The sequence below is a fragment of the Paraburkholderia sp. BL25I1N1 genome (genome assembly GCF_003002025.1).
Lineage (GTDB): Bacteria > Pseudomonadota > Gammaproteobacteria > Burkholderiales > Burkholderiaceae > Paraburkholderia.
On sequence record NZ_PVZB01000025.1, the window covers coordinates 74,449 to 97,458 of the forward strand.

20 protein-coding genes are annotated in these 23,010 nt (G+C 63.7%); 11 read left to right on the plus strand and 9 right to left on the minus strand.

Features of this window, described 5'->3' with window-relative positions:
* The first annotated feature begins 23 nt into the window (after nucleotides 1–23).
* From gspL to B0G73_RS30685, 3 genes are read left to right on the plus strand one after another with little or no spacing between them, the layout of a single operon-like run.
* Nucleotides 24–1,451 (plus strand): type II secretion system protein GspL, encoded by a 1,428-nt coding sequence (gene gspL, locus B0G73_RS30675; protein ID WP_106284908.1) that lies wholly within the window; start codon nucleotides 24–26, stop codon nucleotides 1,449–1,451.
* The gene (locus B0G73_RS30680; protein WP_106284909.1) at nucleotides 1,448–1,951 is read left to right on the plus strand and encodes a type II secretion system protein M; all 504 of its coding nucleotides are present in this window, start codon (nucleotides 1,448–1,450) and stop codon (nucleotides 1,949–1,951) included. The genes gspL and B0G73_RS30680 overlap by 4 nt, the downstream gene beginning before the upstream one ends.
* Nucleotides 1,952–1,985: 34 nt before the next feature.
* A complete protein-coding gene (locus tag B0G73_RS30685; RefSeq protein WP_106284910.1) occupies nucleotides 1,986–2,765 on the plus strand; it encodes a type II secretion system protein N in 780 nt (259 codons plus the stop codon).
* 210 nt (nucleotides 2,766–2,975) lie between these two features.
* On the opposite strand, the gene B0G73_RS30690 is transcribed toward B0G73_RS30685, so the two are convergent.
* Both B0G73_RS30690 and B0G73_RS30695 read right to left on the minus strand, forming a co-directional pair.
* Nucleotides 2,976–4,547, minus strand: coding sequence for an efflux transporter outer membrane subunit (locus B0G73_RS30690; RefSeq protein WP_106284911.1), 1,572 nt, complete (start codon nucleotides 4,545–4,547; stop codon nucleotides 2,976–2,978).
* Nucleotides 4,548–4,734: 187 nt separating this feature from the next.
* Nucleotides 4,735–5,106 carry a hypothetical protein gene (locus B0G73_RS30695; protein WP_106284912.1) on the minus strand — a complete coding sequence of 124 codons (372 nt, stop codon included), beginning with the start codon at nucleotides 5,104–5,106 and terminating at the stop codon, nucleotides 4,735–4,737.
* 250 nt (nucleotides 5,107–5,356) lie between these two features.
* Here B0G73_RS30695 and B0G73_RS30700 point away from each other — a divergent pair, with 250 nt between their 5' ends.
* Both B0G73_RS30700 and B0G73_RS30705 read left to right on the plus strand, forming a co-directional pair.
* Complete coding sequence (locus tag B0G73_RS30700; protein ID WP_106284913.1) at nucleotides 5,357–5,899, plus strand: MarR family winged helix-turn-helix transcriptional regulator; 543 nt, start codon at nucleotides 5,357–5,359, stop codon at nucleotides 5,897–5,899.
* Nucleotides 5,900–6,033: 134 nt separating this feature from the next.
* A complete protein-coding gene (locus tag B0G73_RS30705) occupies nucleotides 6,034–7,596 on the plus strand; it encodes a DHA2 family efflux MFS transporter permease subunit (RefSeq protein ID WP_106284914.1) in 1,563 nt (520 codons plus the stop codon).
* Between the two features lie 79 nt (nucleotides 7,597–7,675).
* Here the strand turns inward: B0G73_RS30705 and B0G73_RS30710 are convergent, their stop codons facing one another.
* The 4 genes from B0G73_RS30710 to ada form a co-directional block, all read right to left on the minus strand.
* A complete protein-coding gene (locus B0G73_RS30710) occupies nucleotides 7,676–8,176 on the minus strand; it encodes a hypothetical protein (RefSeq protein WP_181196677.1) in 501 nt (166 codons plus the stop codon).
* 212 nt (nucleotides 8,177–8,388) lie between these two features.
* On the minus strand, nucleotides 8,389–10,005 hold the full coding sequence (gene gshA, locus B0G73_RS30715; RefSeq protein WP_106284954.1) for a glutamate--cysteine ligase: 1,617 nt from the start codon (nucleotides 10,003–10,005) through the stop codon (nucleotides 8,389–8,391).
* Nucleotides 10,006–10,327: 322 nt separating this feature from the next.
* Nucleotides 10,328–11,245 (minus strand): DNA-3-methyladenine glycosylase, encoded by a 918-nt coding sequence (locus B0G73_RS30720; RefSeq protein WP_106284915.1) that lies wholly within the window; start codon nucleotides 11,243–11,245, stop codon nucleotides 10,328–10,330.
* Nucleotides 11,242–12,420 carry a bifunctional DNA-binding transcriptional regulator/O6-methylguanine-DNA methyltransferase Ada gene (ada, locus tag B0G73_RS30725; protein WP_106284916.1) on the minus strand — a complete coding sequence of 393 codons (1,179 nt, stop codon included), beginning with the start codon at nucleotides 12,418–12,420 and terminating at the stop codon, nucleotides 11,242–11,244. Before ada ends, B0G73_RS30720 begins: the two co-directional genes overlap by 4 nt.
* A 394-nt stretch (nucleotides 12,421–12,814) precedes the next feature.
* Here ada and B0G73_RS30730 point away from each other — a divergent pair, with 394 nt between their 5' ends.
* A complete protein-coding gene (locus B0G73_RS30730; RefSeq protein WP_106284917.1) occupies nucleotides 12,815–13,240 on the plus strand; it encodes a VOC family protein in 426 nt (141 codons plus the stop codon).
* A gap of 32 nt (nucleotides 13,241–13,272) precedes the next feature.
* On the opposite strand, the gene B0G73_RS30735 is transcribed toward B0G73_RS30730, so the two are convergent.
* Nucleotides 13,273–13,827 (minus strand): YaeQ family protein, encoded by a 555-nt coding sequence (locus tag B0G73_RS30735; RefSeq protein WP_106284955.1) that lies wholly within the window; start codon nucleotides 13,825–13,827, stop codon nucleotides 13,273–13,275.
* A gap of 142 nt (nucleotides 13,828–13,969) precedes the next feature.
* A complete protein-coding gene (locus B0G73_RS30740; RefSeq protein ID WP_106284918.1) occupies nucleotides 13,970–14,947 on the minus strand; it encodes a LysR family transcriptional regulator in 978 nt (325 codons plus the stop codon).
* Between the two features lie 188 nt (nucleotides 14,948–15,135).
* On the opposite strand from B0G73_RS30740, the gene B0G73_RS30745 reads away from it, so the two are divergent.
* The 5 genes from B0G73_RS30745 (at nucleotide 15,136) to B0G73_RS30765 (ending at nucleotide 22,196) form a co-directional block, all read left to right on the plus strand.
* Nucleotides 15,136–16,584: an aldehyde dehydrogenase family protein gene (locus B0G73_RS30745; protein ID WP_106284919.1), complete on the plus strand. Its 1,449-nt coding sequence runs from the start codon at nucleotides 15,136–15,138 to the stop codon at nucleotides 16,582–16,584.
* A 126-nt stretch (nucleotides 16,585–16,710) separates the two neighbouring features.
* Nucleotides 16,711–17,715, plus strand: coding sequence for an arabinose ABC transporter substrate-binding protein (locus tag B0G73_RS30750; protein WP_106284920.1), 1,005 nt, complete (start codon nucleotides 16,711–16,713; stop codon nucleotides 17,713–17,715).
* Between the two features lie 85 nt (nucleotides 17,716–17,800).
* On the plus strand, nucleotides 17,801–19,348 hold the full coding sequence (gene araG, locus B0G73_RS30755) for an L-arabinose ABC transporter ATP-binding protein AraG (protein ID WP_106284921.1): 1,548 nt from the start codon (nucleotides 17,801–17,803) through the stop codon (nucleotides 19,346–19,348).
* 71 nt (nucleotides 19,349–19,419) lie between these two features.
* Nucleotides 19,420–20,424: an L-arabinose ABC transporter permease AraH gene (araH, locus tag B0G73_RS30760; RefSeq protein ID WP_106284922.1), complete on the plus strand. Its 1,005-nt coding sequence runs from the start codon at nucleotides 19,420–19,422 to the stop codon at nucleotides 20,422–20,424.
* Nucleotides 20,425–20,462: 38 nt separating this feature from the next.
* The gene (locus B0G73_RS30765; RefSeq protein ID WP_106284923.1) at nucleotides 20,463–22,196 is read left to right on the plus strand and encodes an IlvD/Edd family dehydratase; all 1,734 of its coding nucleotides are present in this window, start codon (nucleotides 20,463–20,465) and stop codon (nucleotides 22,194–22,196) included.
* Nucleotides 22,197–22,454: 258 nt separating this feature from the next.
* Here B0G73_RS30765 and sap1 read toward each other — a convergent pair whose 3' ends face one another.
* On the minus strand, nucleotides 22,455–22,793 hold the full coding sequence (gene sap1 / locus B0G73_RS30770; protein ID WP_012434866.1) for a surface attachment protein Sap1: 339 nt from the start codon (nucleotides 22,791–22,793) through the stop codon (nucleotides 22,455–22,457).
* Nucleotides 22,794–23,010 lie beyond the last annotated feature (217 nt).

The following is a 23,010-nucleotide window of genomic DNA, read 5'->3' on the forward strand; positions in this document are numbered from 1 at the left end:
GCTTTTCCCAGAGAGAGTGGCCTTTGAGCACGCTGATCGTTCTATTGCCGCCGCGTGATCCGGCGGTGCCGTCGCAGGAATGGCAACTGCCGGAGCTGCCGTTCGTGCTGCTCGACAAGTCGGGCCGCGCCCAGCGCGCCGGCCGGTCGGCGCTCGCGCTGCTGCCGCGCGCGTCCACCACGGTGCTGATGGTCGCCGCGCGCGATCTGCTGATGATGCCCGCCACACTGCCGCCGCTGCGTGGCCCGCGGCTGCGCCAAGCGCTGCCCAATATCGTCGAGGATCAACTAATCCAGGACCCGCAGACCTGTCACATCGCCGTCGACCCGAAACCGCTCGCGGGCGGCCGGCAGTTGCTGGCGGTCATCGACCGCGGCTGGTTCCGGTATATCTGCGAATCGTTCGCCAACGCCGGGCATCGCAGTTTGCGCGCAGTGCCGGTCACGCGCTGCCTGCCGCAGGCGGCCGCGCTCGATGCCGATGTGCCCGCCGAAGTCGCCGAAACGGTAAATGCCGGTGAGCCGGCCATGGCGGACGCTGCAGGCGGGGCGTCGTCGTCGCCGGACGTCGCACCGCTGCTGGCGCCCGGCGTCGCGGCTGCGGTGCCGATGGTGGCCGCCGTGCTCGGCGCCGTAGTCCAGACCGCGCCCGCCCTGCTGCTCGAAGGCGTGGCAAACAGCGCAGGCGACCGAGGCGTGCCGCGCGTCGAACTGGCGATTGCGCGCGGTGTGCAGGGCGAAGGGCTGGCAGTGCCCGCCAATGCCGTGAACGCGACGCTTGCCGCGCTCGCCGGGGCGGCGCCGGTCTCGCTGCACATGCTCACCGAAGTGCCCGGCAACGAGCCGAGTCTCGCGCCGAATAGCCCGGCGCGGCTGGCTGCGCACATCCACGGCGCGAGTCCGCTGCCGTTCGAGCAACTGGCGCGGCGCGCGCTGGAGTGCCGCTTCGACCTGTGCCAGTTCGAGTTTGCTTCGCAGCCGTGGCGGCTCGACCGCGCGACGCTGCGGCGTCTGCGGCTGCCCGTGCTGCTCGCGGTCGGCGCGCTGCTGATCGCCATCATCGGTGCAAACGTGCAGTGGCTGATGCTCGCGCGCCAACGCGATGCGATCAACACCCAGATGACCGAATTGCTGCTCAATACCTTCCCCAAAACGACCGTCGTGCTCGACGCGCCCGACCAGATGGCGCGTCAGTTACAGCAGTTGCGCGTGGCGGCGGGCGAGCTGTCGCCGGACGATTTCCTGCCGCTCGCCGACGGCCTCGCGCGTTCGCTGGCGCCGGTGCCGGTCAACGGCATTGCCGCGCTCGACTATCACGACCGCCGGCTCGACGTGAACTTCAAGCCGGAGGTCAAGCTCGATCCCGATTTCGCCAAGCGCCTCGCGCGCAACGGCCTGAGCGGCGCGATCGACAGCAATACCGGCAAGTGGACCATCAGGAACGGACAATGAAAGCTGAACTCGCTCAAACATGGGCCGGATTCTGGGAACAGCGCACCGAGCGCGAAAAAGCCCTCCTGACGTGGGGCGGCGGCGTTCTCGCCGTGGTGATCGCGTGGTCTGTGCTGTGGGCTCCGGCGCAGGAAGGCCGCTCGCATCTGCGTGAATCGCTGCCCGCCATGCAGCGTCAGTTGGCGCAGATGACCGCGCAGGCGAACGAAGCGCGTCAACTGTCGGCGGCGGCTCAAGGCGTCGCGCCGACCGGCGCCGCGCTGAAGGACGCGCTGACCGCTTCGCTCAACGATCACGGCCTCACGGCGACGCAGGTTCAGGTGATTGGCAATGCGGTCCAGATCCAGTTGAAGAACGCATCGTTCCCGGCATGGACCGCCTGGGTCGACGACGTGCGCAAGCAGTTCAAGGTGCAAGTCTCGGAGGCGCACGCCACGGCGCTCAAGGAAGACGGCCAGGTGGACCTGACGGCGTCGTTGCAGCCGTCTACCGCGAAATGACAATAACCGCGACCGCGCCGTCACAGGATCTCGCATGAATTACTGGATGCGGCGCTTGCGCCTCGCGCTGCCTTGGCTGGTGATCGCGGTGCTGTCCGCCGCGGCCGTGATGCTGACGATGCTGCCGGCCGCCTGGATCACCCCGCAGTTCGCCAAGCAGACAGGTGGCCACGTCAATCTCGTCAATCCGGCCGGTTCGCTGTGGCACGGCTCGGCCACGCTGATGCTGGCCGCCGGCTCGGACATGAGCGCGGCGACGCTGCTGCCCGGGCGGATCGAATGGCACACGGCGTTCTGGCCGCTGTTTACCGGCCGTGTGCGTATGATCATGCGGCACAGCGAAGCGATGCCGGAGCCGATCACCGTGGATGCCACGCCGCGCACCGCGACTGTTACGGCCGGCGCGATCGCCGTGCCGGCTTCGCTGCTGAGCGGTCTTGGCGCGCCCTTTAACACGCTCGATCTGCAGGGCAACGTGCAACTGTCCTGGTCGGACTGGCGCAGCTTCAATCGGGAAGCGTTCGGGCAACTCACCGTCACGTTGACCGACGTCAGTTCGCGCGTCTCGCTGGTCAAGCCGCTTGGCTCGTACCGGGTGCTGTTCCAGGCGCAGGGCGAATCATCCACGCTCGACCTGACCACCACCAAGGGGCCGTTGATGCTGACCGGCAATGGCACGGTGTCGGCGGCGTCGACGTCGTTTCATGGCACGGCCAGCGCCGCGCCGGAGGCGCGCGACAATCTCGCGGGACTGTTGAACCTGTTGGGGCGGCCGAGCGGGCCAGACACGGTGGCGTTGACGTTCGTGCACTGACGCGCGCGGTCCGGCATTTCGGCGCACATTGTTGCCTGAGGCGGGGAATCGGCTTCGTTGCGTGCGACGGCCAGCGCTGCGGCGTAGGAGCGCGATCACCTCGTGGGGCTGCTGGATCCGTTGTGGCGCCTGGCGTCGGCGCGATAAAAAAGAGGCATGGCCGTGGAATGCGGCCATGCCTCTTTTGCCTTGCCTCGACGGCCGGCGCTTTTACTCTGTATGCATTCGCGACAGCGGCGTCGCCCCGCTTTGCGCGACAGGCGCGGCCGATGACGCGGGCAGCGGCACCGGCGCCGCCACGTCGCCGGTTTCGCGATTCATCTGCGACACGTCCCAGCCGCCGCCCAGCGCCTTCACCAGACCGACCGACGACACCATCCGTTGCCCGGCGATGTTCTCCAGCTTCTGCTCGGCGGTGAAGGCCGTGGTCTGCGCGGTCAGCACATTGACGTAGCCGACCGTACCGGCCTTGTATTCGTTCGTGACGATGGCGAGCGCCTGGCGCGCCGAATCCACCGCTTGCTGCTGCACGACGATTTCCTGTGCGAGGATGCGCTGCGACGCGAGATTGTCCTCGACGTCCTGGAACGCGGCCAGCACCGTTTGACGGTAGGTCGCCACGTCGCCGTCGTAGGCAGCGCGCGCTGCGTCGGTCTGAGCCTGGCGCAGGCCGGCGTCGAACAGCGTCGCCGCGAGCTGCGGTCCGAGCGTCCAGAAGCGCGACGGCGCGGTCAGCAGCTGCGAGAACACCGAATTTTCGAAGCCGCCGGTCGCCGACAGCGTCAGCGACGGGAAGAATGCGGCGATAGCGACGCCGATCTGTTCATTCGCCGCCGCGGCCTTGCGTTCCGCCGAGGCAATATCCGGACGCCGCTCGAGCAGCGCGGAGGGCATCTGCGCCGGCACGGTGGGCGGCGTGGCGGTGAGCGGCATCGGCGGAATCGAGAAGGTTGAGGCTGGTTCGCCGACCAGGACGGCGATTGCGTGCTCGTCCTGGGCGCGCTGAACGCCGTTGTCGATCGCGGACGCCTGCGCCGATTGCAATTGCGTCTGCGCCTGAATCACGTCGGAGCGCGCGGCAACGCCGGCTGCGTACTGGTTTTGCGTGAGCTGCAGCGAGCGTTGATAGGCCGCGACGGTGTCGTCGAGCAGCTTTTGGGTCGAATCGAGCGCGCGCAGCGAGAAATAGGTCTGGGCGAGCGTGGCCTGGGCCGACAGCCGCGCGTTGGCGAGGTCCGCCGCGGCGCCTTGCTGGCCGGCTTTCTGCGCGTTCACCGAGCGGGTGACCGAACCCCACAGATCCGGCTCCCAGCTTGCGTCGAGTTGCACGTTGAAACTGTTGCCGACGCCGGAGCGGCTCGTCGCGGTGGTCGAGTTGCCGCCGGAGGACCTCCCGTTGCCAGAACGCGTGGCACCCGCCGACGCGCCGATGGTCGGGAAATATGCCGCACGCGCCTCGCCGACCAGCGCGCGCGCCTGACGATAGGCGGCAGCAAACTGAGCGACGGTCTGGTTGGCGGTGTTCAGGCGCTCCTCGAGCGCGTTGAGCTGAGGATCCTCGTAAATGCTCCACCAGTCGCCGCGATCCTGCTGATCGGCCGGTTGCGCGACTTTCCAGCCGGGCGCGGCTTCCTTGTACGACGCCGGGATCTCGGCGGCAGGCCGCTTGTAGTCGGGGCCGACCGCGCAAGACGCCAGCAGGCTGGCGAAGGCCGCGGCCACCGCAATAGTCAGGGCGCGAGGCGCAAGCATCCGCGCGCGCGAGATTCGATCAGACTGCATGCAATGAATTCCTTCTGGACGCCGCGGCGCGGCCAATGGCGACACCGCCGGCCGGGCGAGATCTTGGTCGCCGGAATGTTAGCGTATGAGCCCGCTGGGCGCGGGAAACTGAAAGGGTAATGCGAGGAAGGAGGCAGGTGTGTTACGGAGGACGCCGCGAAGGTTACGCGCTGTTACCGGCGAGGCGTCAAACCCGCGATTCCGTCGACTTGGCCCGGCGGGCCAGCTTACCCGCGGCGGCCCGGCACGGCGCATCGCCGCGCGCCTGGCAGGCGCCCGCGGGACCGACGTGCTTTTCCGCGCTGGCAGGAGCGACAGCGGCGTTCGCCGTAGGTACGGTGGCCGCCACCAACTGGATTTTCCCTGCCTTGGCGCCCTTCTGTCCCCGCCGATGCTCGAACCACGCCAGCACCGCGACGCCGACCGATCCGCCAGGCAAGACGAACAGGACGGCGAACAGCGCGAGTTTCCACCAGCGGTGCGGCCCTTGGAAGGTGTTGAGTGCGGAATCGGTCAGGGAGCGGCTCAGGCCGCCAAGCGTGTTTTTGAGGTACAGCATCGGGGAAATCCTTTTTTGCGCGTCGCGGTCGCGGCGGCAGACAATCGGTCAGAACATGTTTCGGGTGGCGCGGGTCGCGCGTAACTCGTTGCCTATAATACTATTGACTATGCAATTAAATTTCAAGATACTTCCGTCCGCGAACGTCGGCCGTGTTGTTTTCCTGTCGTTCGCGCTACGCGAAATCAAATTTGACTTGTCTGCTTAGGCAGCTAAAATCCGTTCTGCTCGAGACGTTCCCGGATACACGATGACTGATGGCCCCTACAAGGCGGACGAGATTCACCTCGAATCGAGTCTTGGCTACTACCTGACGAAAGCTCGAAACGTGCTGGTCGAGCGGACGGATCGTGCGGTCAAGCCATTGGGACTGACCACGCAGCAGATCGGCGTGATCCTCATGCTGTCGTCGCGGCGCGCGAGCACACCGTTCGAGCTGTCGCGCGCCATGTCCTACGACAGCGGATCGATGACGCGTCTGCTCGATCGCCTTGAAAAGAAAGGCTTTATCGCGCGTTCGCGCAGCGAGACCGATCGGCGCATGGTGAAGCTGGAGTTGACGCCGCAAGGTCACGACGCCGCGCGGCAATTGCCCGCTCTGGGCGCGGCGGTGCTGAACGAGCAATTGCGCGGATTTTCGGCCGCCGACCACGCCACGTTGATCGACCTGCTCGGCCGTTTCATCGCGAACGGCATCGACGCGGGCGCGAGCGCGGGATGTGGATTGGGGGCGCAACAGGAAACGCTGGACGAATCCCCCGAAACGTCGCCGCGGGAACACGGCGAACACTAACCTGAACGTGCTTTTCAAGAGCGTCATCGTCGGAAAATGTCTGTCTGGGCAGAGAGTGATCCGGCATGTAAACACGCTAGCTGGTGTGGTCGATAAAGCTGCCGCGACAAGCTTTCCAGTTAAGGAGAAGAATGATGAATGCCACGGCTTCCGCCGCCGCCCTGCCCGCCGCTGAACCCGCCCCGCTCAAGGGCGGCGCTTTGGCTCTGCTAACGGTCGGGCTCGCACTCGGCACGTTTATGGAAGTGCTCGACACGTCGATTGCGAACGTCGCGGTGCCGACCATTTCCGGCAGCCTCGGCGTAGCAACAAGCCAGGGCACCTGGGTGATCTCGTCGTATTCGGTCGCCTCGGCGATTGCGGTGCCGCTGACAGGCTGGCTCGCCCGGCGCGTCGGCGAAGTGAAGCTGTTTACGCTGTCCGTGTTGCTTTTCACGATTGCTTCAGCGCTGTGCGGTTTCGCGCAGAACTTTGAATCGCTGATCGCGTTCCGGCTGGTGCAGGGGCTCGTTTCCGGGCCGATGGTGCCGCTCTCGCAGACCATTCTGATGCGCTCGTATCCACCGGAAAAGCGCGGACTTGCGCTGGGTCTATGGGCGATGACGGTGATCTGCGCGCCCATCTTCGGGCCCGTGATGGGCGGCTACATTACCGACAACTACACGTGGCCGTGGATCTTCTATATCAACGTGCCGATCGGTCTGTTCTCGGCGGTATGCGCGTTCCTGCTGCTGCGCGGCCGTGAGACGAAGACCACGAAACAGCGCATCGACGCGGTCGGCCTCGCGCTGCTCGTGATCGGGGTGTCGTGCCTGCAGATGGTGCTCGACCTCGGCAAGGATCGCGACTGGTTCAACTCGACGTTTATCGTGACGCTGGCGGTGATCGCGGTGGTGTCGCTCGCCTTCATGCTGGTGTGGGAGATGACCGAGAAAGAGCCGGTGGTCGATCTCTCGCTATTCAAGGATCGCAACTTCGCGCTTGGCGTGATAATCGTGTCGTTCGGCTTTATGGCCTTCTTCGGCTCGGTAGTGATTTTCCCGCTCTGGCTGCAAACGGTGATGGGTTACACCGCCGGCCTGGCCGGTCTGGCGACCGCGCCGGTTGGTTTGCTCGCGCTGTTTTTGTCGCCGATGATCGGCAAGAACATGCACCGTCTGAATCTGCGCGTGGTGGCGAGTTTTGCGTTCATCGTGTTCGCGTTCGTCTCGTTCTGGAACTCCACGTTCACGCTCGACGTGCCCTTCAATCATGTGATCTGGCCACGGCTCGTGCAAGGCATCGGCGTTGCCTGCTTCTTCGTGCCGATGACCACCATCACGCTCTCCAGCGTGCCGGATGAACGCCTGGCGAGTGCTTCCGGGCTGTCCAATTTTTTCCGGACCTTATCGGGTGCGATCGGCACAGCGATTAGCACGACGTACTGGGAGAACGACACGATCCGCCATCATGCGATGCTGACCGACTCGGTCAACGTCTACGCCGCGAACACCAATGCTTATACCAACGCGCTGGCCGGTATCGGGCTCTCCGGCGACGGCATCACCGCGCAGTTGAATCAGGTGGTGACGGCGCAGGCTTATATGATGGCCACTAACGATTTTTTCCGCATTTCCTGCGCGGGGTTTCTCGTGCTCGCCGTGCTGGTGTGGATTACCAAGCCACGCAAGGGCGTAGGCCCGTCGATGGGGCATTGAGGTCTGACGCTGCCTCGAGCGGACGCGCGCCGAGAGAAACGATATTGTTCCGGCAACTTTTCGCGCGCGTCTTCAGCGTTTATTGCGTGACGGCTTCGCCATTCGTCGCCGGGATCGATTGACCCTGCAGGGCATCCGGATGCGGCGCTGTCGGCGCGGCTTGCGGGGGTTTAGCGCCACTCTGCGGCGCGCCGGTCGCGGTGCCTCGCACGAATTGCTTGAAGTCGGCACCGGCTTCCCACGGGTTCGGCTTGCAGCCCATCGAGCCGTCGCAATGCGCGGCGAAGCCGATCGTTGCCGTGCCGTCCGGATTCGCGGCGCGCGTGATCTGATACGCCAACGCGCGCTTGCCGCCATCCGGGCCGGCGGTCTGGATCAACGTGTCGGTCGAGGCATCGATCTTGTACGTCGAATGGCTCGCCACCCACGCTTTCGCGCGTTGCCACCAGGCATCGCATTCCGTTTTGTTCGAACACGTTAGCGGCGTGGTCGCGATCTGCATGACGTCAGGATCGACCTGCCCTTGCGTTGAACATCCCGCTGCCGCTACGCACAGCATGGCCAACAGACTTTTCTTCATCACGTTGAATCCTCCCTCTGTGGTGCGCGTCATGTCAGTTTGGACTACGGCGCGGGGACGGTGTTTCATCTGGATCAGAGAATCGTTAGAACGCGCGGAGTATTTGCCGATGACGTTTGAAACGCACTGCACTTTGCGTAGACGTTACCGGCGCGAAATAAAAAAAGCGGCCGTGTTGGCCGCTCTTTCGTCATGTCGCCTGCAAGCGTGATTCAGACGCTGAACCGGTTCAGCGTATACGCCCGATATGCAGCGACGAACGCGTCGAACGAACCGACTTCTTCCCGTTCGAGTTTGGCTTGCTCGGCAAGCGATTGCGCGGCGAGATCGGCGAAGGCCTGGGTCTGCTCCGCATCCAGCGGACGTGAGCGGAAATACGCGGCGTGCGCTTCGCTTTGTTCGAGACCGAATGCGAGGAAGCTCTGCTGCTTCTCGCGCATGGTCTGCAGCACGCGCGCCGACGGCGTCAGCGATGCATCCGCCAGCTTCGCGCGTTGAACCGCGACGGCGCGAGCATGCGCATCGCCGCCATGCAAAGTGTCGAGCGCGGCAGCGGCCGCGTCGATCTTGATGAGCAGCTCGTTCGCCCAGTCCGTCATCGCAACCGGTTGGCCGTCGCGCGCCAGTTCAAGGCCCGGCTTGCGCCCTTCCATCGTTACGCGGCCGAAATTCTGATTGGCTTCGGCATAAGCATCTGGCGGTAACAGCGCGCTGTCGTCGAGCGCGCACACCAGCAGGTAAGCGTCGAGAAAGCGCGACGTTTCGAGTGAAATGCCGGTGGGCTCGAACGGGTCGATGTCCATGCAACGCACTTCCACGTATTGCACGCCGCGTGCGGCAAGCGCGTGCAGCGGACGCTCGCCCGGATGCGTGATGCGCTTCGGACGGATCGTCGAGTAAAACTCGTTTTCGATCTGCAGCACGTTCGTGTTGATCTGCACCCACTCGCCGTCGCGTTGCGTGCCGATTGCCTCGTACGCGGGGTACGGCTGGCTCACGGCTTTCGCGAGCGCGTCGAGGTAGCCCGGCAGCGTGTCGTAGTCGGCGCGCAATTCGGCTTGCGCCGCGGTGTTCGAATAGCCGAGGTCGCTCATGCGCAAACTGGTTGCGTACGGACGATAGAGCGTGTCGGCGTCGAACGTGTCGAGCGTGTGTTTGCGATCGCGGAGGAAACGCCGATCCAGCGCCGGCGATGCGCCGAACAGATACATCAGCAGCCAGTTGGTGCGGCGGAAATTGCGGATCAGCGCGAGATAGCGATCGGACTGGAAATCGACCGCGCTTGCGGTGGATTGCTGGTCCGCGTGCAGCCGCCGCCACACTTCTTCGTTCAGCGAATAGTTGTAGTGAATGCCCGCAATGCACTGCATCGTGCGGCCGTAGCGGAGCGCGAGGCCGATGCGGTACACGTACTTCAGCTTGCCGATGTTCGAACTGCCATAGTTCGCGATCGGAATGCCGTCGTCGGTGTCGGGCAAGAGGCCCGGCATGGAGTTGTTCCACAGAATCTCGTCGCCGAGTTGCGCGTAGACAAAACGGTGGAGCGTATCGAGCTTTTCGAGCGTGAGCGCGACGTCATGCTCAGCCGGCGTGATCAGTTCGAGCAGCGCTTCGGAATAATCCGTGGTGAGCGACGGATGCGTGAGCGCCGAACCGAGCGCGCGCGGATGCGGCGTCAAGGCGAGCTTGCCCTCGTGCGTCACGCGCAGGCTTTCCTTTTCGATGCCGCGCAGGCCGCGTATCAGCGCGTCGCGCTGTGGGCCTGAGGTCAGCACGGACAGGCGGTGCGAGAGCGCGTCGGTCGTGCGGGAAGGTGTCGTGTTTGGCATTGATGCGAGTCTGGCGTTGTCGGCCGCCATGTGCCGCAGCACTGCGGTTGACAACGTTCGGCGGAATTTTCGGTAGCGGGCACTTTAACATCTCGCCAGAACGGCTGCTTGAGGCCGCTTCGGCGGGTCGCCGGAGCACTTCGGACCGCTTCTTTTTTGGGCCAATTTCACTGCTTTTTGCGCCAGTCCGTTGGCTTTGCCCGACATCACGCTATCCGTCACGCGCCTCCCGCGCGATCCGCATTTCTTCTCCCCAAACCGCGCGACGTGTCGGCCGCCATCGGCGACGCACTACGTCAACGGCTGGGGGCGACGCGCCGTTTCAGCCACCACGCGCGGCGCCCGCGCGGTCCGCTACTTCATTCCACAGATGCATCGCCGCGTACGCACGCCACGGCCGCCATGTGTCGGTGCGGGCGCGCTGCTGCGTGGGCCGCACAAGCGATGGATCGCGCGCGCAGATCGACTGCATCAGCACGAGGTCCCACGCGGGCCACGCATCGGCATCGCGCCATGCGCGCATGGCGACGTACTCGACGGTCCACGGACCGATGCCGGGCAGCGCCAGCAGCGCGGCGCGCAGACTGTCGGAGTCGGCCGTGTTGTTGTCGAGCGGCACGTCGCCGGTGGCGACCGCGTGCGCGAAACCCTGCAATGCCGCTACACGTTTACCCGGCATGCCGATTTGCGCGAGATCCACAGCAGCCAGCGCAGCGGGCGTTGGGAAACGCCAGGCGGTGTCCTCATGCGGATGTCCCTCGATACGCTCGCCGGCGCGCTGCACCAGTCTGCCGATGATGGTGGTCGCCGCCTTCACGCTGACCTGCTGCCCGACGATTGCACGCACCACCAGCTCGAAGCCCGACCACGCGCCCGGCACGCGCAAGCCGGGCACGGCCTCGACTAGCGGCGCGAGCCACGGATCCGCGGCGAGTTCTGCGCCGATCTTTTTCGGATCGGCGTGCAGGTCGAACATCTTCGCAATCGGCGCGGCGAGCGCGTCGGCGTGACGGCTTACCGGCCCTTCCATGCTGGCGACGAGACAACGCTTGCGCGGATGCAGACGCACGCTCAGCGTGCCGCTGTCGCCGGCCCAATCGATCGCGCGGCGGTACGCGCCGTCTTCGACCGCTTCGACGCCGGGCGTCGCGCGTCCGCCGAAGAAACGCAGCAGGCGCGGCCAGTCGAAGGGTGGTTTGAACGGCAACTCAAGGGTAGCGACTTCGTCAAGCGTGCTCACGCGGCGTGGTCCAGTTTGGTGATGGTTTCGGTGTCGATGTCGGCGTCGGCATGGACGCGCTGGTTGCGCTCGATCTGGCCGTACGAGAAGGCGCCGGCATGCTGCGCCTCGTTGTCCAGCAGCGCGGCCTTGCGCGGCAACCCCCAGCGATAGCCCGCCAGCGCCCCGCCCTTGGCCACCACGCGATGACAAGGAATCGCCAGTGCCACCGGGTTCGTCGCGCAGGCGCTTGCTACAGCGCGCACGGCGCGAGGCGCGCCGACCGTTTCGGCAATCTGCGAATAGCTGCGCGTCTCACCGTACGGGATGCGCCGCAACGCGTCCCACACGCGCTGGCGGAATGCCGTCGCGGCGATATCCAGCGGCAGATCGAAGTCCTGACGGGTGCCGCGCAAATAGGCGTCGATCTGCGCGATGAACGGCGCCAGGTGTTCGGTATCTTCCAACACGTCGGCGTTGGCGAATTCGCCGCGCAGATCGCTGGCGAGTGCGGCTTTGTCGTCGCCGAAAGCGATCTTGCAGATGCCCTTCTCCGTCGCCGCGACCAGCACATAACCGAGCGACGTCGGCGCGCTGGCGTAGCGAACGGTCAGTCCGGCACCCTTGCGGCGATACGCGGACGGCGCCATGCCCAGTTCGGCCGACGCGCTGTCGTACATCCGCGACGGCGAGCCGAAGCCCGCGTCGAGCGTGGCGCGAGTGACGTCCGAGCCGCTCTGGAGCGCGTCGCGCAACGCGGCGCCCCGCTGCGCGGCCTGATATTGACGCGGCGACACGCCCACCACCCGCTTGAAAAGACGCTGCAGGTGGAACGGGCTGACGTGCACGGCGTCGCTCAGTTGCGCGAGCGTGAGGCGCTCCTGCGGGTCGGCGTCCAGCGCGGCGCACGCGCGATTCACGATTTCCAGCTCGCGCGGCAGGCCGCCGGGCTGGCAGCGCTTGCAATCGCGAAAGCCCGCGGCGCGCGCGGCGGCGGCATCGGTGAAGAAAGCAACGTTCTCACGGCGCGGCAGGCGCGACGCGCACGACGGACGGCAGAACACGCCGGTCGTTTTGACGGCGTAGAAGAACGCGCCATCGGCTTGCGACTTGCGGTGGGTGACGGCTTGCCAGCGCGCGTCGTCGGAAGTCCAGTGGCTGGCGCCGGAGGCGGTATCGGTAGATTTGCGGTTCATGATGGTCCCGAAGAGACGGTGTCGATGCTCACCAATGTAGGCCGCATGCCGACACACTACGCTCCGGTTCTTGCTCTGTCATTGCGCTTCTTCGTAGACCCAAAGCCCCGCCGGGCGCCCCTTTAACGGAAAACTGCGACAATTTGGCACGATATCGGGTTTTCCCTTAAAAAGTTATTGCGTCGCACCAGGCCGATGTGTATATTAGTACTTGTCTCCTCCATGTCTCCTCCTGATATGGATTCAGCCCGCTCCACATAGAGCGGGCTTTTTTTCGTCCATACGGTCCTGATCCGGCCCTTAAGGCGGCTTTCACGACCTGTGTTCGCAGCGCCGCCCTTTCTTCTACACTGGCAATTCACGCGTTCTGCGAGCCAGCCAAGGGGCGTTCCACATGAAAATCCACATTCGCGAGATCGATCACGTTGTCATTCGGGCGACGAACGTCGAGGCCATGGCGCGCTTCTATTGCGACGTGCTCGGCTGCAGCGTCGAGAAGGAGCAGCGCGATCTAGGCCTGACGCAGTTACGCGCGGGCCGTTCGCTGATCGATCTGTTGCAGGTGGGTGCCAAACTCGACCACGCCGAAAACGGCGCGCCGGGCACCGGGCGGAATATGGATCACGTGTGCTTGCGCATCGATCCGTTCGACGCCGAAGCGCTCAAGGCGCATCTGGTCGAACACGGCGCGCGGCTGGGTGAACTGGGGCAGCGCTACGGCGCGGACGGCTATGGACAGTCGCTGTATCTCTTCGACCCGGAAGGCAACATGGTCGAACTGAAAGGCCCGCCGGAAGCGGCGCATATGACGTCGCTATAAAGCTATCGGCAAGTTTGTAAGGCGTCGACGCGTCAGGCGTTGGCGGGCGCCTTAAGCACCGTCCATTCGATTTTCACCGCATCGGCATCGGCGCTGCCAAGCCATGCTTCGCCGTCCTGCACGGTGCATTGCAGCCGCATGGTCCGTTCGGCCAGCGAGCCGAGGGCAGTGGCGACGTCTTCGCCGAGCGTCCAAACCGTCACGTTGCGCATGCGCTCAACCTTGTTGCGCACGCCCTGCCACCAGATGTCCGACGCACGGCCGCCGTAGGCAATCACGATCACTTTGTTCGAGCGGCCGCTCGCCTTGGCGATGCGCCGTTCGTCCGGCTGGCCGACTTCGATCCAGGTGTCGATCGCGCCGGTCAGATCTTTTTCCCACAGATCCGGCTCGTCCACATCCGACAAACCTTTGCAGAATTCAAGCCGTTCCTGCGCGAACAGCGCGAACGCGGCGACCCGAACCATCATTCGTTCGTCGGTTTCCGAGGGATGGCGGGCGATCGTCAGCGAATGGTCGGCGTAGTAGTGCCGGTCCATGTTGGCGATCTGCAGTTCCGCCTTGTAAATCGTCGATTTGAGAGCCATGCCGTTGCTAAACCAGGCGCTCGCTCCGCCGGAGCGAACTGAAAAAGAATCGTCGACGGCGCGTTGCCGTTTTCCGTGTTTGTTGTACATCTTCTGTCCCTCCCGCGCCGCCAGCCGGCTGTCGTGACCACGGGAGAAGCATTTATCGCGCCACTGTTGGCTCGAAAGCGGTGCCGTACACCTCGCTAGCGGCTTCCCGCAAGGCTTCCAGCACAACCGAGGCCGCCGGTGAAAGCAGGTGCGACTGGCGCGTGATGATACCGAATGTATCCATCCTGCACGGTAAATCGATCGGTATCCGCTTCAGAACGCCATACTGTTGGTACTGACGCGCCACTTCGTCGGGTAAAACCGCCAACATGTCGCTTTGAAGCAGCAGGCTCGAAATCGCCAGAAAATTGTTGGTATTGACCACGTTTTGCGGCGGATTCAGCCCGATCTGCGAAAACATCAGATCGAATCGATGACGCAAAACACTGCCCGGAGGATGTAAAACCCAGCTCGCGTTGACGATTCCACGCAGTGTCAAACCTGTCTCATTTTCGAGATGATGGCCGGGACGCGCCACCACGCAAAGCGGCTCGTCGGCGAGCGGTTCGTAGCGAACTTCAGTCTTGAACTGATTCTGCCGCTCCAGTACGCGGCCGATCATGATGTCCAGTTCGCCTTCTGCCAGTCGCGGCAGCATCACATCCGAAGTTGCGACCTCTGCCCAGATTTGCAGTTGCGGATAGCGTTCCTTCACACTGGCAATCGCGCGCGGCACCATGGTCGCCGCGGCCGCCGCGATCACGCCGATCCGCACTTGCCCCGCCAGCCCCGCGCGCAACGCCGAAATTTCGTCGTGCGCATGACTCAGGTTCGACAGCACCATGCGCGCATGGCGGATCATCACCTCGCCGTATAACGTGGCATGCATGCCGTGCGGCGTGCGGTCGAACAGGCTCACTTCCAGCATGTCCTCGAGCTCTTTGAGCAGTCGCGACGCCGCGGGCTGGGTCATGCCGAGCACGTCGGCGGCGCGCCGAACGTTGCCTTCCTCTTCCATTGCCGCGAGCAATAGCAGTTGCCGCGTTTTGAGCCGCGCCCGCACGAACCAGTTCGAGTAGCTACGCGTCATGGTCTGTCTCCAGCCTGTTTCCGATTAGGCGGCTCAAACCACGAACCGCGAGCTCTGCCGAGGCAAGGCTCCATCATGCCATACCGGAATTGATATCGGGATAGCCTAAAAAGGGATTGGAAAGTTATTGGGACGGCTCATACCATTCGTGGACTTTCTGAGCTTCCTATCTGGCGCCTTCCCCGTCGATGAACCGCGATCCGCTCGTCCCACTCGTTGCAAGCCCGTTTCGCCACTACATCAATGGCGGATGGGAGACGGGCGCGACCACGGGCGTCTCGCTCAATCCGTCGGACCTGGACGATCCTGTCGGCGAATATGTGCGAGCCGACGTGCGACAAACCGATATGGCCATCGAGGCCGCGCACGCAGCCTTCGGCGAGTGGTCGCTTGGTTCGGCACAGCGTCGCGCGGATGCGCTCGACGCCATCGGCAGCGAGATGCTCGCGCGCCGCGACGAACTGGGCCGGCTGCTGGCGCGTGAAGTCGGCAAGACGCTGCCCGACGCTTTGGTCGAGGCGACGCGTGCTGGGCAGACCTTCAAACTGTGCGCGGCGGAAGCCTTGCGTGTCTTCGCCGAACCCGTCGCGTCGACGCGTGCCGGCGTCGAGATCGACGTAACGCGCGAACCGCTCGGCGTGGTCGGCATCATCGCTCCATGGAGCGCGCCGCTGGCGATTGCCGCGGCGAAGATCGGCGCTGCGCTCGCTCATGGCAATTGCGTCGTCTTCAAACCGGCCGAATCGACACCGGCTTGCGCGGCGGCGCTGGCCTCGATCATCAGCCGCGCCGGTTTGCCCGCGGGCGTGTTCAACCTCGTGATGGGCAGCGGCCGTCAGGTCGGCGCACGGATTGCCGCGCATCCGCTGACGGCGGCCGTTAGCTTCACCGGTTCGGCGGAAACCGGCACGCGCGTGCTGCAAGCCGCCGTCGCTCGGCAGGCGCGCGTGCAACTTGAGATGGGCGGCAAGAATCCCTTCGTCGTATTGGCCGACGCCGATCTGGAAGGCGCCGTCGAAGCCGCCTTGAGCGGCGCCTATGGCTCGACGGGTCAGCGCAGCACGGCGGCGGCGCGGCTGATTGTCGAAGGTGCGGTGTTTGAGCCGTTCGTGGACGCATTGCAGGCGAAGCTCGCGAGACTCTCGATCGATCATGCCCTGAAGCACGGCACCGACATGGGTCCCGTGGCCAACGCCGCGCAGTTGGAACGCAATCTCGACTATGTGCGCATCGGCCAACAGGAAGGCGCGCAATTGCTGCATGGTGGCCGCCAACTGGAGCGCGCGACACGCGGCTATTTTTTCGAGCCGGCGCTCTTCATCGGCGAACCGGAACATCGTGTCGCGCGGGAGGAAATCTTCGGCCCCGTTGCCGTCGCGCTGCGCGCGGACGACTACGATCACGCGCTGCATCTCGCGAACGACACCGCTTACGGTCTGTGCGCCGGCATTTGCACGCGCTCGCTCAATCGCGCGCGGCATTTCCGCCGTCATGTGCATAGCGGCCTTGTCACGATCAATCTGCCGACCACGGCCGTCGAGCGTCACGCGCCCGGCGGCGGCCGCAAAGCGTCCGCTTATGGCGCAACGGACGCGGCCTTCTGGAGCGCCGTGAAAACGGCGTACGTGGCGGGCTGATGGTCATGCGATCGCTTCACGTCACCATGCATTCCAACGTCCATCCGCGTCCCCGCTGACGTCGCCGTGCATCAACCGCTGCAATCAAATAAATCAACGCAGCTTTTTCAACTTCAGGAGACAGGTATGACCAGCAAGCTTCGCCGTTTGACGCTAACCGCAATGGCTGCCGCCGCCCTCGCCGCGCCTTTTGCCATGCAACTTTCCGCGCACGCGGACGCGCCGCTCAAAGTCGGCTTCCTCGTCAAGATGCCGGAACAGGCCTGGTTCATCAACGAACAGAAAGCCGCTAGCGCGCTCGGCCAGAAGGACGGCTTCTCGGTGGTGAACATCGGCACGCCGGACGGTGAAAAAGTGCTGGCCGCGATCGACAACCTCGGCGCGCAAGGCGCCAAAGGCTTCGTGATCTGCGCGCCGGACGTGCGTCTCGGACCGGCGATCCAGGCGCGCGCCAAGCGCTACAACATGAAGTTCGTCACCGTCGACGATCAACTGGTCGACTCGACCGGCAAGCCGCTGGCGAACGTGCCGCATCTGGGCATGTCCGCGTTCAAGATCGGCAATCAGGTCGGCACGGCCATTGCCGAAGAGATGAAACGCCGCGGCTGGAAGCCGGAAGAAGTCGGCGCGCTGCGCATCACGAACTACGAATTGCCGACCGCGAAACTGCGCACCGACGGCGCGACACAATCGCTCATTGCCGGCGGCTTCAAGAAGGAAAACATCTTCGACGCCCCGCAAAAGACGACCGATGACGAAGGCGGCTTCAACGCGTCGTCGCCGGTGCTCGCGCAGCATCCGAACATCAAGAAGTGGGTGATCTTCGCGCTCAACGAGGAAAGCGTGCTGGGCGGCGTACGCGCGACCGAGCAGTTGCATATTCCGGCTGCGGACGTGATCGGCGTCGGCATCAACGGCGCGGGCGAAGCGTTCGCCGAATTCCAGAAGAAGGAACCGACGGGCTTCTACGGCACGATCGCCGTGAGCTCGACGATGCACGGCAAGGAAAGCACGGAGAACCTCGTCGAGTGGATCAAGGACGGTAAGCAGCCGGCCGCCGATACGCAGACCACCGGCAAGCTGATGGTGCGCAGCAACTGGCAGGACGTGCGCAAAGAACTCGGTATTTAAGCGGGATTCGAGTTTGCACGCTGCGGGCCATCTCGCTCACGCGAGAGCGGCCCGCATAGGTTGTTCACCAGCTTGAGGTTTTTTGATGATGTTCCCACACATTGATCCCCACACCGCCGAAGCGGCACCCTCGCCCGCGCTCGCGTCCACCGAGCCGTATCTGCGGCTCGACAGGATCACCGTGCGCTTTCCCGGCGTGCTCGCGCTCGACCAGGTGTCGCTCGACGTGCGGCGCGGCGAAGTGCACGGCTTGATGGGCGAGAACGGCGCCGGCAAATCGACGCTGCTCAAGGTGTTGTCCGGCGTGAATCAGCCGGCGGCGGGCACCTTGTCGCTCGATGGCGTCGAACAGCAATTCATCACGACCAAGGCCGCGATTGCCGCGGGCGTGGCAATCATCTATCAGGAACTGCATCTCGTGCCGGAACTGACGGTTGCGGAAAACCTGATGCTCGGCGCCCTGCCCAATCGTTTCGGGGTACTGGACGAAAAAGCGCTGGTAGCGCGCGCGGTGCGCGAGCTGGAACGGCTCGGCGAAAAGATCGATCCGTCGCAGCAAGTAAAGAATCTCTCGATCGGCCAGCGGCAAATGATCGAAATCGGCAAGGCGCTGATGCGCGACGCGCGCGTGATCGCGTTCGACGAACCGACCAGTTCGCTGTCCTCGCGTGAGACGACGCAACTGTTCCGGATCATTCGTGCGTTGAAGGCCGAAGGCCGCGCGATCATCTACGTCACGCATCGAATGGATGAAGTCTACGAGTTGTGCGATCGCGTGACGGTGTTTCGCGATGGCCGCCGCATCGATACGTTCGAAGCGGGCGAAGGACTCGACCGTGATCGCCTGATCAGCTGCATGGTGGGCCGTTCGATCGCCGACGTGTACGGCTATCGCTCGCGCGACCTTGGCGACGTGCAACTCGACGTCAAGGAATTGATGGGACGCGGCCTGCGTGAACCGGCTTCTTTCACCGCACGCAAAGGCGAAATCGTCGGCTTTTTCGGACTCGTAGGCGCGGGGCGGTCAGAGTTGATGAAGCTCATCTACGGCGCGGTCAAACCCGCAGCCGGCGAGATCACGCTCAAAGGCAAGCGCGTGCGTTTTGCCACGCCGCGCGACGCCGTGCGCGCGGGCGTCGCGCTCTGTCCGGAAGATCGCAAGCAGGAAGGCATCGTTTCGATCGCGTCGGTATCGGACAACCTCAACATCAGCTGCCGACGCCATTTCAGCCGCTTCAACGTGCTCAACGGGCGCAAGGAAGCGCAGACCGCCAAAGAGTTCATCGGCAAGCTTGCGATCAAAACGCGTAATGGCGACACGCCGATCGGCACGCTCTCCGGCGGCAATCAGCAGAAGGTGATTCTGTCGCGCTGGCTCGCCGAAGACATCGACGTGTTCCTGATGGACGAACCCACGCGCGGCATCGACGTCGGCGCGCGCAGCGAGATTTATGGGCTGCTGTATGGGCTCGCCGAAGCGGGCCGCACGGTGATCGTCGTGTCGAGCGATCTCGCCGAAGTGATCGGCGTGGCGGACCGCGTGATCGTGATGAAGGAAGGCCGCATTGTCGGCGATCTGCCCAAGGCGCAGGCCACGCCGGATGCGCTCATCAAGCTCGCCCTGCCCCGCTGAGCTCAGCCGCATACGCACGAGAACACGAAGCCAACTGAATCGAATCGCGTCATAGAAACGGAATAAACACCATGCAGACACCCTCAACCGATTCCTCGACCCCAGCCGTCGCCTCAGCGGGCCTGAGCGCGCGCGCCGCGCGCACCTGGGACCTGATCAACAAGTCCGGCATCGTGATGGTGTTTGTGATTCTGTTCGCGGCTTTGTCGTTCACCGTGCCGGATTTTCTAAGCTCGCGAAACATCCAGGGCTTGCTGCTCTCCGTCACGCTGATCGGCTCGATCTCCGTGACGATGATGTTCGTGCTTGCGCTCGGCGAAGTCGATTTGTCGGTGGCGTCGATCGTCGCGTTCGCGGGCGTGGTGGCGTCCACCTTGATCACCGCGACGCATAGCGTGATGCTCGGCGTCGCGGCCGGCGTGCTCGCGGGCGGCGCGGTCGGGCTCGTCAACGGCGTGCTGGTTGCGCGCTACAAGATCAACTCGCTGATCGTCACGCTGGCCATGATGGAGGTCGTGCGCGGCCTTGCCTACATCACCTCGAATGGCGACGCCGTGATGATCTCCGAAGAGCGTTTCTTCGACCTCGGCGGCGGCGCGTTCCTCGGCATTTCGTATCCGATCTGGAGCAACATCGTCGGCTTCGTGCTGTTCGGCTTTTTGCTGAAGAAAACCGTGTTCGGCAAGAACGTGCTGGCCGTCGGCGGCAATAGCGAGGCAGCGTTGCTGGCGGGCTTGCCGGTGACGCGGATCAAGATCACAGTGTTCGTATTGCAGGGCCTCGTCACCGGGTTTGCAGGCGTGATGCTTGCGTCGCGTATGAGTCTGGGAGATCCGAAGACCTCGGTCGGCCTCGAACTCGGCGTGATTTCCGCGTGCGTGCTCGGCGGCGTGTCGCTCACGGGCGGCGTCGCGACGATTTCCGGTGTGCTGGTCGGCGTGCTGATCATGGGCTCGGTGCAGGACGCCATGAGCCTGCTCAACGTGCCGACCTTTTACCAATACCTGATTCGCGGCGGGATCCTGCTGCTCGCGGTGCTGTTCGATCAGTTCCGCCGCAGCAAGCGCGTGCACTGACGCACGCCCCGCCCCCACGTTTGCCAACAGGAGATTTCATGGCTGATTCGAACCAGACTAAAAAGCCGCTACGCAGCCAGGCGTGGTTCGGCCTCAAGGACCGCGACGGTTTTCTACATCGCTCGTGGATGAAAAACCAGGGCATCCCGCACGACGAATTCGACGGGCGCCCCGTGATCGGCATTTGCAATACGTGGTCGGAGCTGACGCCGTGCAACGCGCATTTTCGCGAACTTGCGGAGTACGTGAAGAAAGGCGTGCACGAAGCGGGCGGCTTGCCGCTCGAGTTTCCGGTGATGTCGCTTGGCGAGACCAATTTGCGGCCTACCGCGATGCTGTTTCGCAACCTCGCCTCCATGGACGTCGAGGAGTCGATTCGCGGCAATCCCATGGACGGCGTGATTCTGCTGGTCGGCTGCGACAAGACCACGCCCGCGTTGCTGATGGGCGCGGCGTCGTGCAATCTGCCCGCGCTGGCCGTTTCCGGCGGCCCGATGCTCAATGGCCGGTTTCGCGGCAAGAACATCGGCTCCGGCACGGGCGTCTGGCAGATGTCCGAGGAAGTGCGCGCCGGCACGATGACGCAGGAAGAATTCACCGAAGCCGAGTCGTGCATGAACCGCTCGCGCGGCCACTGCATGACCATGGGCACGGCCTCGACCATGGCCTCGATGGTCGAATCGCTCGGCATGGGCTTGCCGCACAACGCGGCGATTCCCGCGGTCGATGCGCGCCGCCAGGTGCTCGCACATCTCGCCGGCCGGCGCATCGTCGACATGGTTCGCGAGGATCTGACCATGGACAAGATCCTCACGCGCCAGGCCTTTGAAAACGCGATCCGCACAAATGCGGCGATCGGCGGCTCGACCAATGCGGTCGTCCATCTGATCGCGCTGGCCAAGCGCATTGGCGTGGAGTTATCGCTTGAAGACTGGGAGCTGGGTTCGAATGTGCCGTGTCTCGTGAACCTGCAACCGTCCGGCGAATATCTGATGGAGGACTTTTACTACGCGGGCGGTTTGCCGGCGGTGTTGAAGCAACTCGGCGAACAAGGCCTGCTGCATCGCGATGCGCTGACCGTGAACGGCAAGACCATCTGGGACAACGTGCGCAACGCGCCGAATCACGACGAGAAAGTCATCACGATGTTCGCCGAACCGTTCAAGCCGAAGGCCGGCATCGCGGTGCTCAAGGGCAACCTTGCGCCGAATGGCGCTGTGATCAAGCCGTCGGCGGCGACTGCGGCGTTGCTCAAGCATCGCGGGCGCGCAGTGGTGTTCGAGAACATCGAGGAATTGCACGCGAAGATCGATGACGAGTCACTCGACATCGACGAGCATTGCATCATGGTTCTAAAAGGCGCGGGCCCGAAGGGATACCCGGGCTTTGCGGAAGTCGGCAATATGCCGCTGCCGAAAAAGGTGCTGCAAAAGGGCATCACCGACATGGTCCGCATCTCGGACGGCCGCATGAGCGGTACGGCATACGGCTCGGTGGTGCTGCATGTGTCGCCGGAAGCGGCGGCGGGCGGCCCGCTCGCGTTCGTGCAGACCGGCGACATGATCGAACTGGACGTCGAAGCACGCCGCTTGCATCTCGACGTCACCGACGAAGAGCTCGCGCGCCGCCGCGCCGCATGGAAGGCGCCCGTGGCGCCCAAACGCGGCTACTACAAGCTCTACGTCGAACACGTGCTGCAAGCCGATCAGGGCGCGGATCTCGACTTCCTGGTCGGATCGAGCGGCGCGCCGGTGCCACGCGACTCACATTGACCGGCGCATCATGAACTGACGGTTGTTCCCTGCGCTTTGCGAGAAGGCGTACTGCCGATGCGGATTCAGACGATCCGCATCGGCTTTTTTCTGTCCATCCGAAAGTAGGGTTAAAGCGTGCAAATAAAATCGGCCGGGCATTAATGCCCAGCCGATTTTTAACTCACAGGTTCACCACCTCCGGCTTATCGAGTCAGAGGACGGAGGCGCGCGTGCAAAATCACATTCCGGCATATCGCCGGAATGTACGCGTTCAGCCTATTGCTTGATGAATCGATCGTTTGCCCACAGGCCTTGCGTATCGCTATTACCCGAATTCACGAATTCGATGTCGTGGCCAACTACGCGGACGACGCGGAAACTTGAGTTTTCCGGTGTCGAAACACACTGGTATCCGGAGAAAAATTCCTGCATCTTTTGCTGTTCACCAGCTTGCGCATGCTGGTCGGCGGCGTCGAGTTTATCCTTCGACAGGCAGCCATATGCGTTGGCCTTGAACTGGATAGTCTGCTGCGGCTTGATCATGACGTCTTGCGCCTGAACAGTAGCGGCGGCCAATCCCGCAATGGCGAAAACAACGGCGATTCGCATTTTCATATTTTCCTCCGGTGCGGGTGGATACTCAGGTTAGCTATGTATTTAACTTTAACTTTGAACCCGCATCTTGCACTTTAGGAGAACGTGAGAGAACGACAAGCACATCTTGTGTGCGGTCGCAACAGCGGCGAATTGTCGCACCTCCTCTTGTGCCTGCCTGATCGTTACGCATCGGCCTAAACAGCGTTGATTACGATGGATAACTAAACGCCTAACA

What these genes read in the sequence shown, in the direction of transcription:
- B0G73_RS30680 (WP_106284909.1), top strand. Translation starts at nt 1,448, where the DNA reads ATGAAAGCTGAACTCGCTCAAACATGGGCCGGATTCTGGGAACAGCGC.
- B0G73_RS30685 (WP_106284910.1), top strand. Translation starts at nt 1,986, where the DNA reads ATGAATTACTGGATGCGGCGCTTGCGCCTCGCGCTGCCTTGGCTGGTG.
- B0G73_RS30690 (WP_106284911.1), bottom strand. Translation starts at nt 4,547, where the DNA reads ATGCAGTCTGATCGAATCTCGCGCGCGCGGATGCTTGCGCCTCGCGCC.
- B0G73_RS30695 (WP_106284912.1), bottom strand. Translation starts at nt 5,106, where the DNA reads ATGCTGTACCTCAAAAACACGCTTGGCGGCCTGAGCCGCTCCCTGACC.
- B0G73_RS30700 (WP_106284913.1), top strand. Translation starts at nt 5,357, where the DNA reads ATGACTGATGGCCCCTACAAGGCGGACGAGATTCACCTCGAATCGAGT.
- B0G73_RS30705 (WP_106284914.1), top strand. Translation starts at nt 6,034, where the DNA reads ATGAATGCCACGGCTTCCGCCGCCGCCCTGCCCGCCGCTGAACCCGCC.
- B0G73_RS30710 (WP_181196677.1), bottom strand. Translation starts at nt 8,176, where the DNA reads ATGAAGAAAAGTCTGTTGGCCATGCTGTGCGTAGCGGCAGCGGGATGT.
- gshA (WP_106284954.1), bottom strand. Translation starts at nt 10,005, where the DNA reads ATGCCAAACACGACACCTTCCCGCACGACCGACGCGCTCTCGCACCGC.
- ada (WP_106284916.1), bottom strand. Translation starts at nt 12,420, where the DNA reads ATGAACCGCAAATCTACCGATACCGCCTCCGGCGCCAGCCACTGGACT.
- B0G73_RS30730 (WP_106284917.1), top strand. Translation starts at nt 12,815, where the DNA reads ATGAAAATCCACATTCGCGAGATCGATCACGTTGTCATTCGGGCGACG.
- B0G73_RS30735 (WP_106284955.1), bottom strand. Translation starts at nt 13,827, where the DNA reads ATGGCTCTCAAATCGACGATTTACAAGGCGGAACTGCAGATCGCCAAC.
- B0G73_RS30740 (WP_106284918.1), bottom strand. Translation starts at nt 14,947, where the DNA reads ATGACGCGTAGCTACTCGAACTGGTTCGTGCGGGCGCGGCTCAAAACG.
- B0G73_RS30745 (WP_106284919.1), top strand. Translation starts at nt 15,136, where the DNA reads ATGAACCGCGATCCGCTCGTCCCACTCGTTGCAAGCCCGTTTCGCCAC.
- B0G73_RS30750 (WP_106284920.1), top strand. Translation starts at nt 16,711, where the DNA reads ATGACCAGCAAGCTTCGCCGTTTGACGCTAACCGCAATGGCTGCCGCC.
- araG (WP_106284921.1), top strand. Translation starts at nt 17,801, where the DNA reads ATGATGTTCCCACACATTGATCCCCACACCGCCGAAGCGGCACCCTCG.
- araH (WP_106284922.1), top strand. Translation starts at nt 19,420, where the DNA reads ATGCAGACACCCTCAACCGATTCCTCGACCCCAGCCGTCGCCTCAGCG.
- B0G73_RS30765 (WP_106284923.1), top strand. Translation starts at nt 20,463, where the DNA reads ATGGCTGATTCGAACCAGACTAAAAAGCCGCTACGCAGCCAGGCGTGG.
- sap1 (WP_012434866.1), bottom strand. Translation starts at nt 22,793, where the DNA reads ATGAAAATGCGAATCGCCGTTGTTTTCGCCATTGCGGGATTGGCCGCC.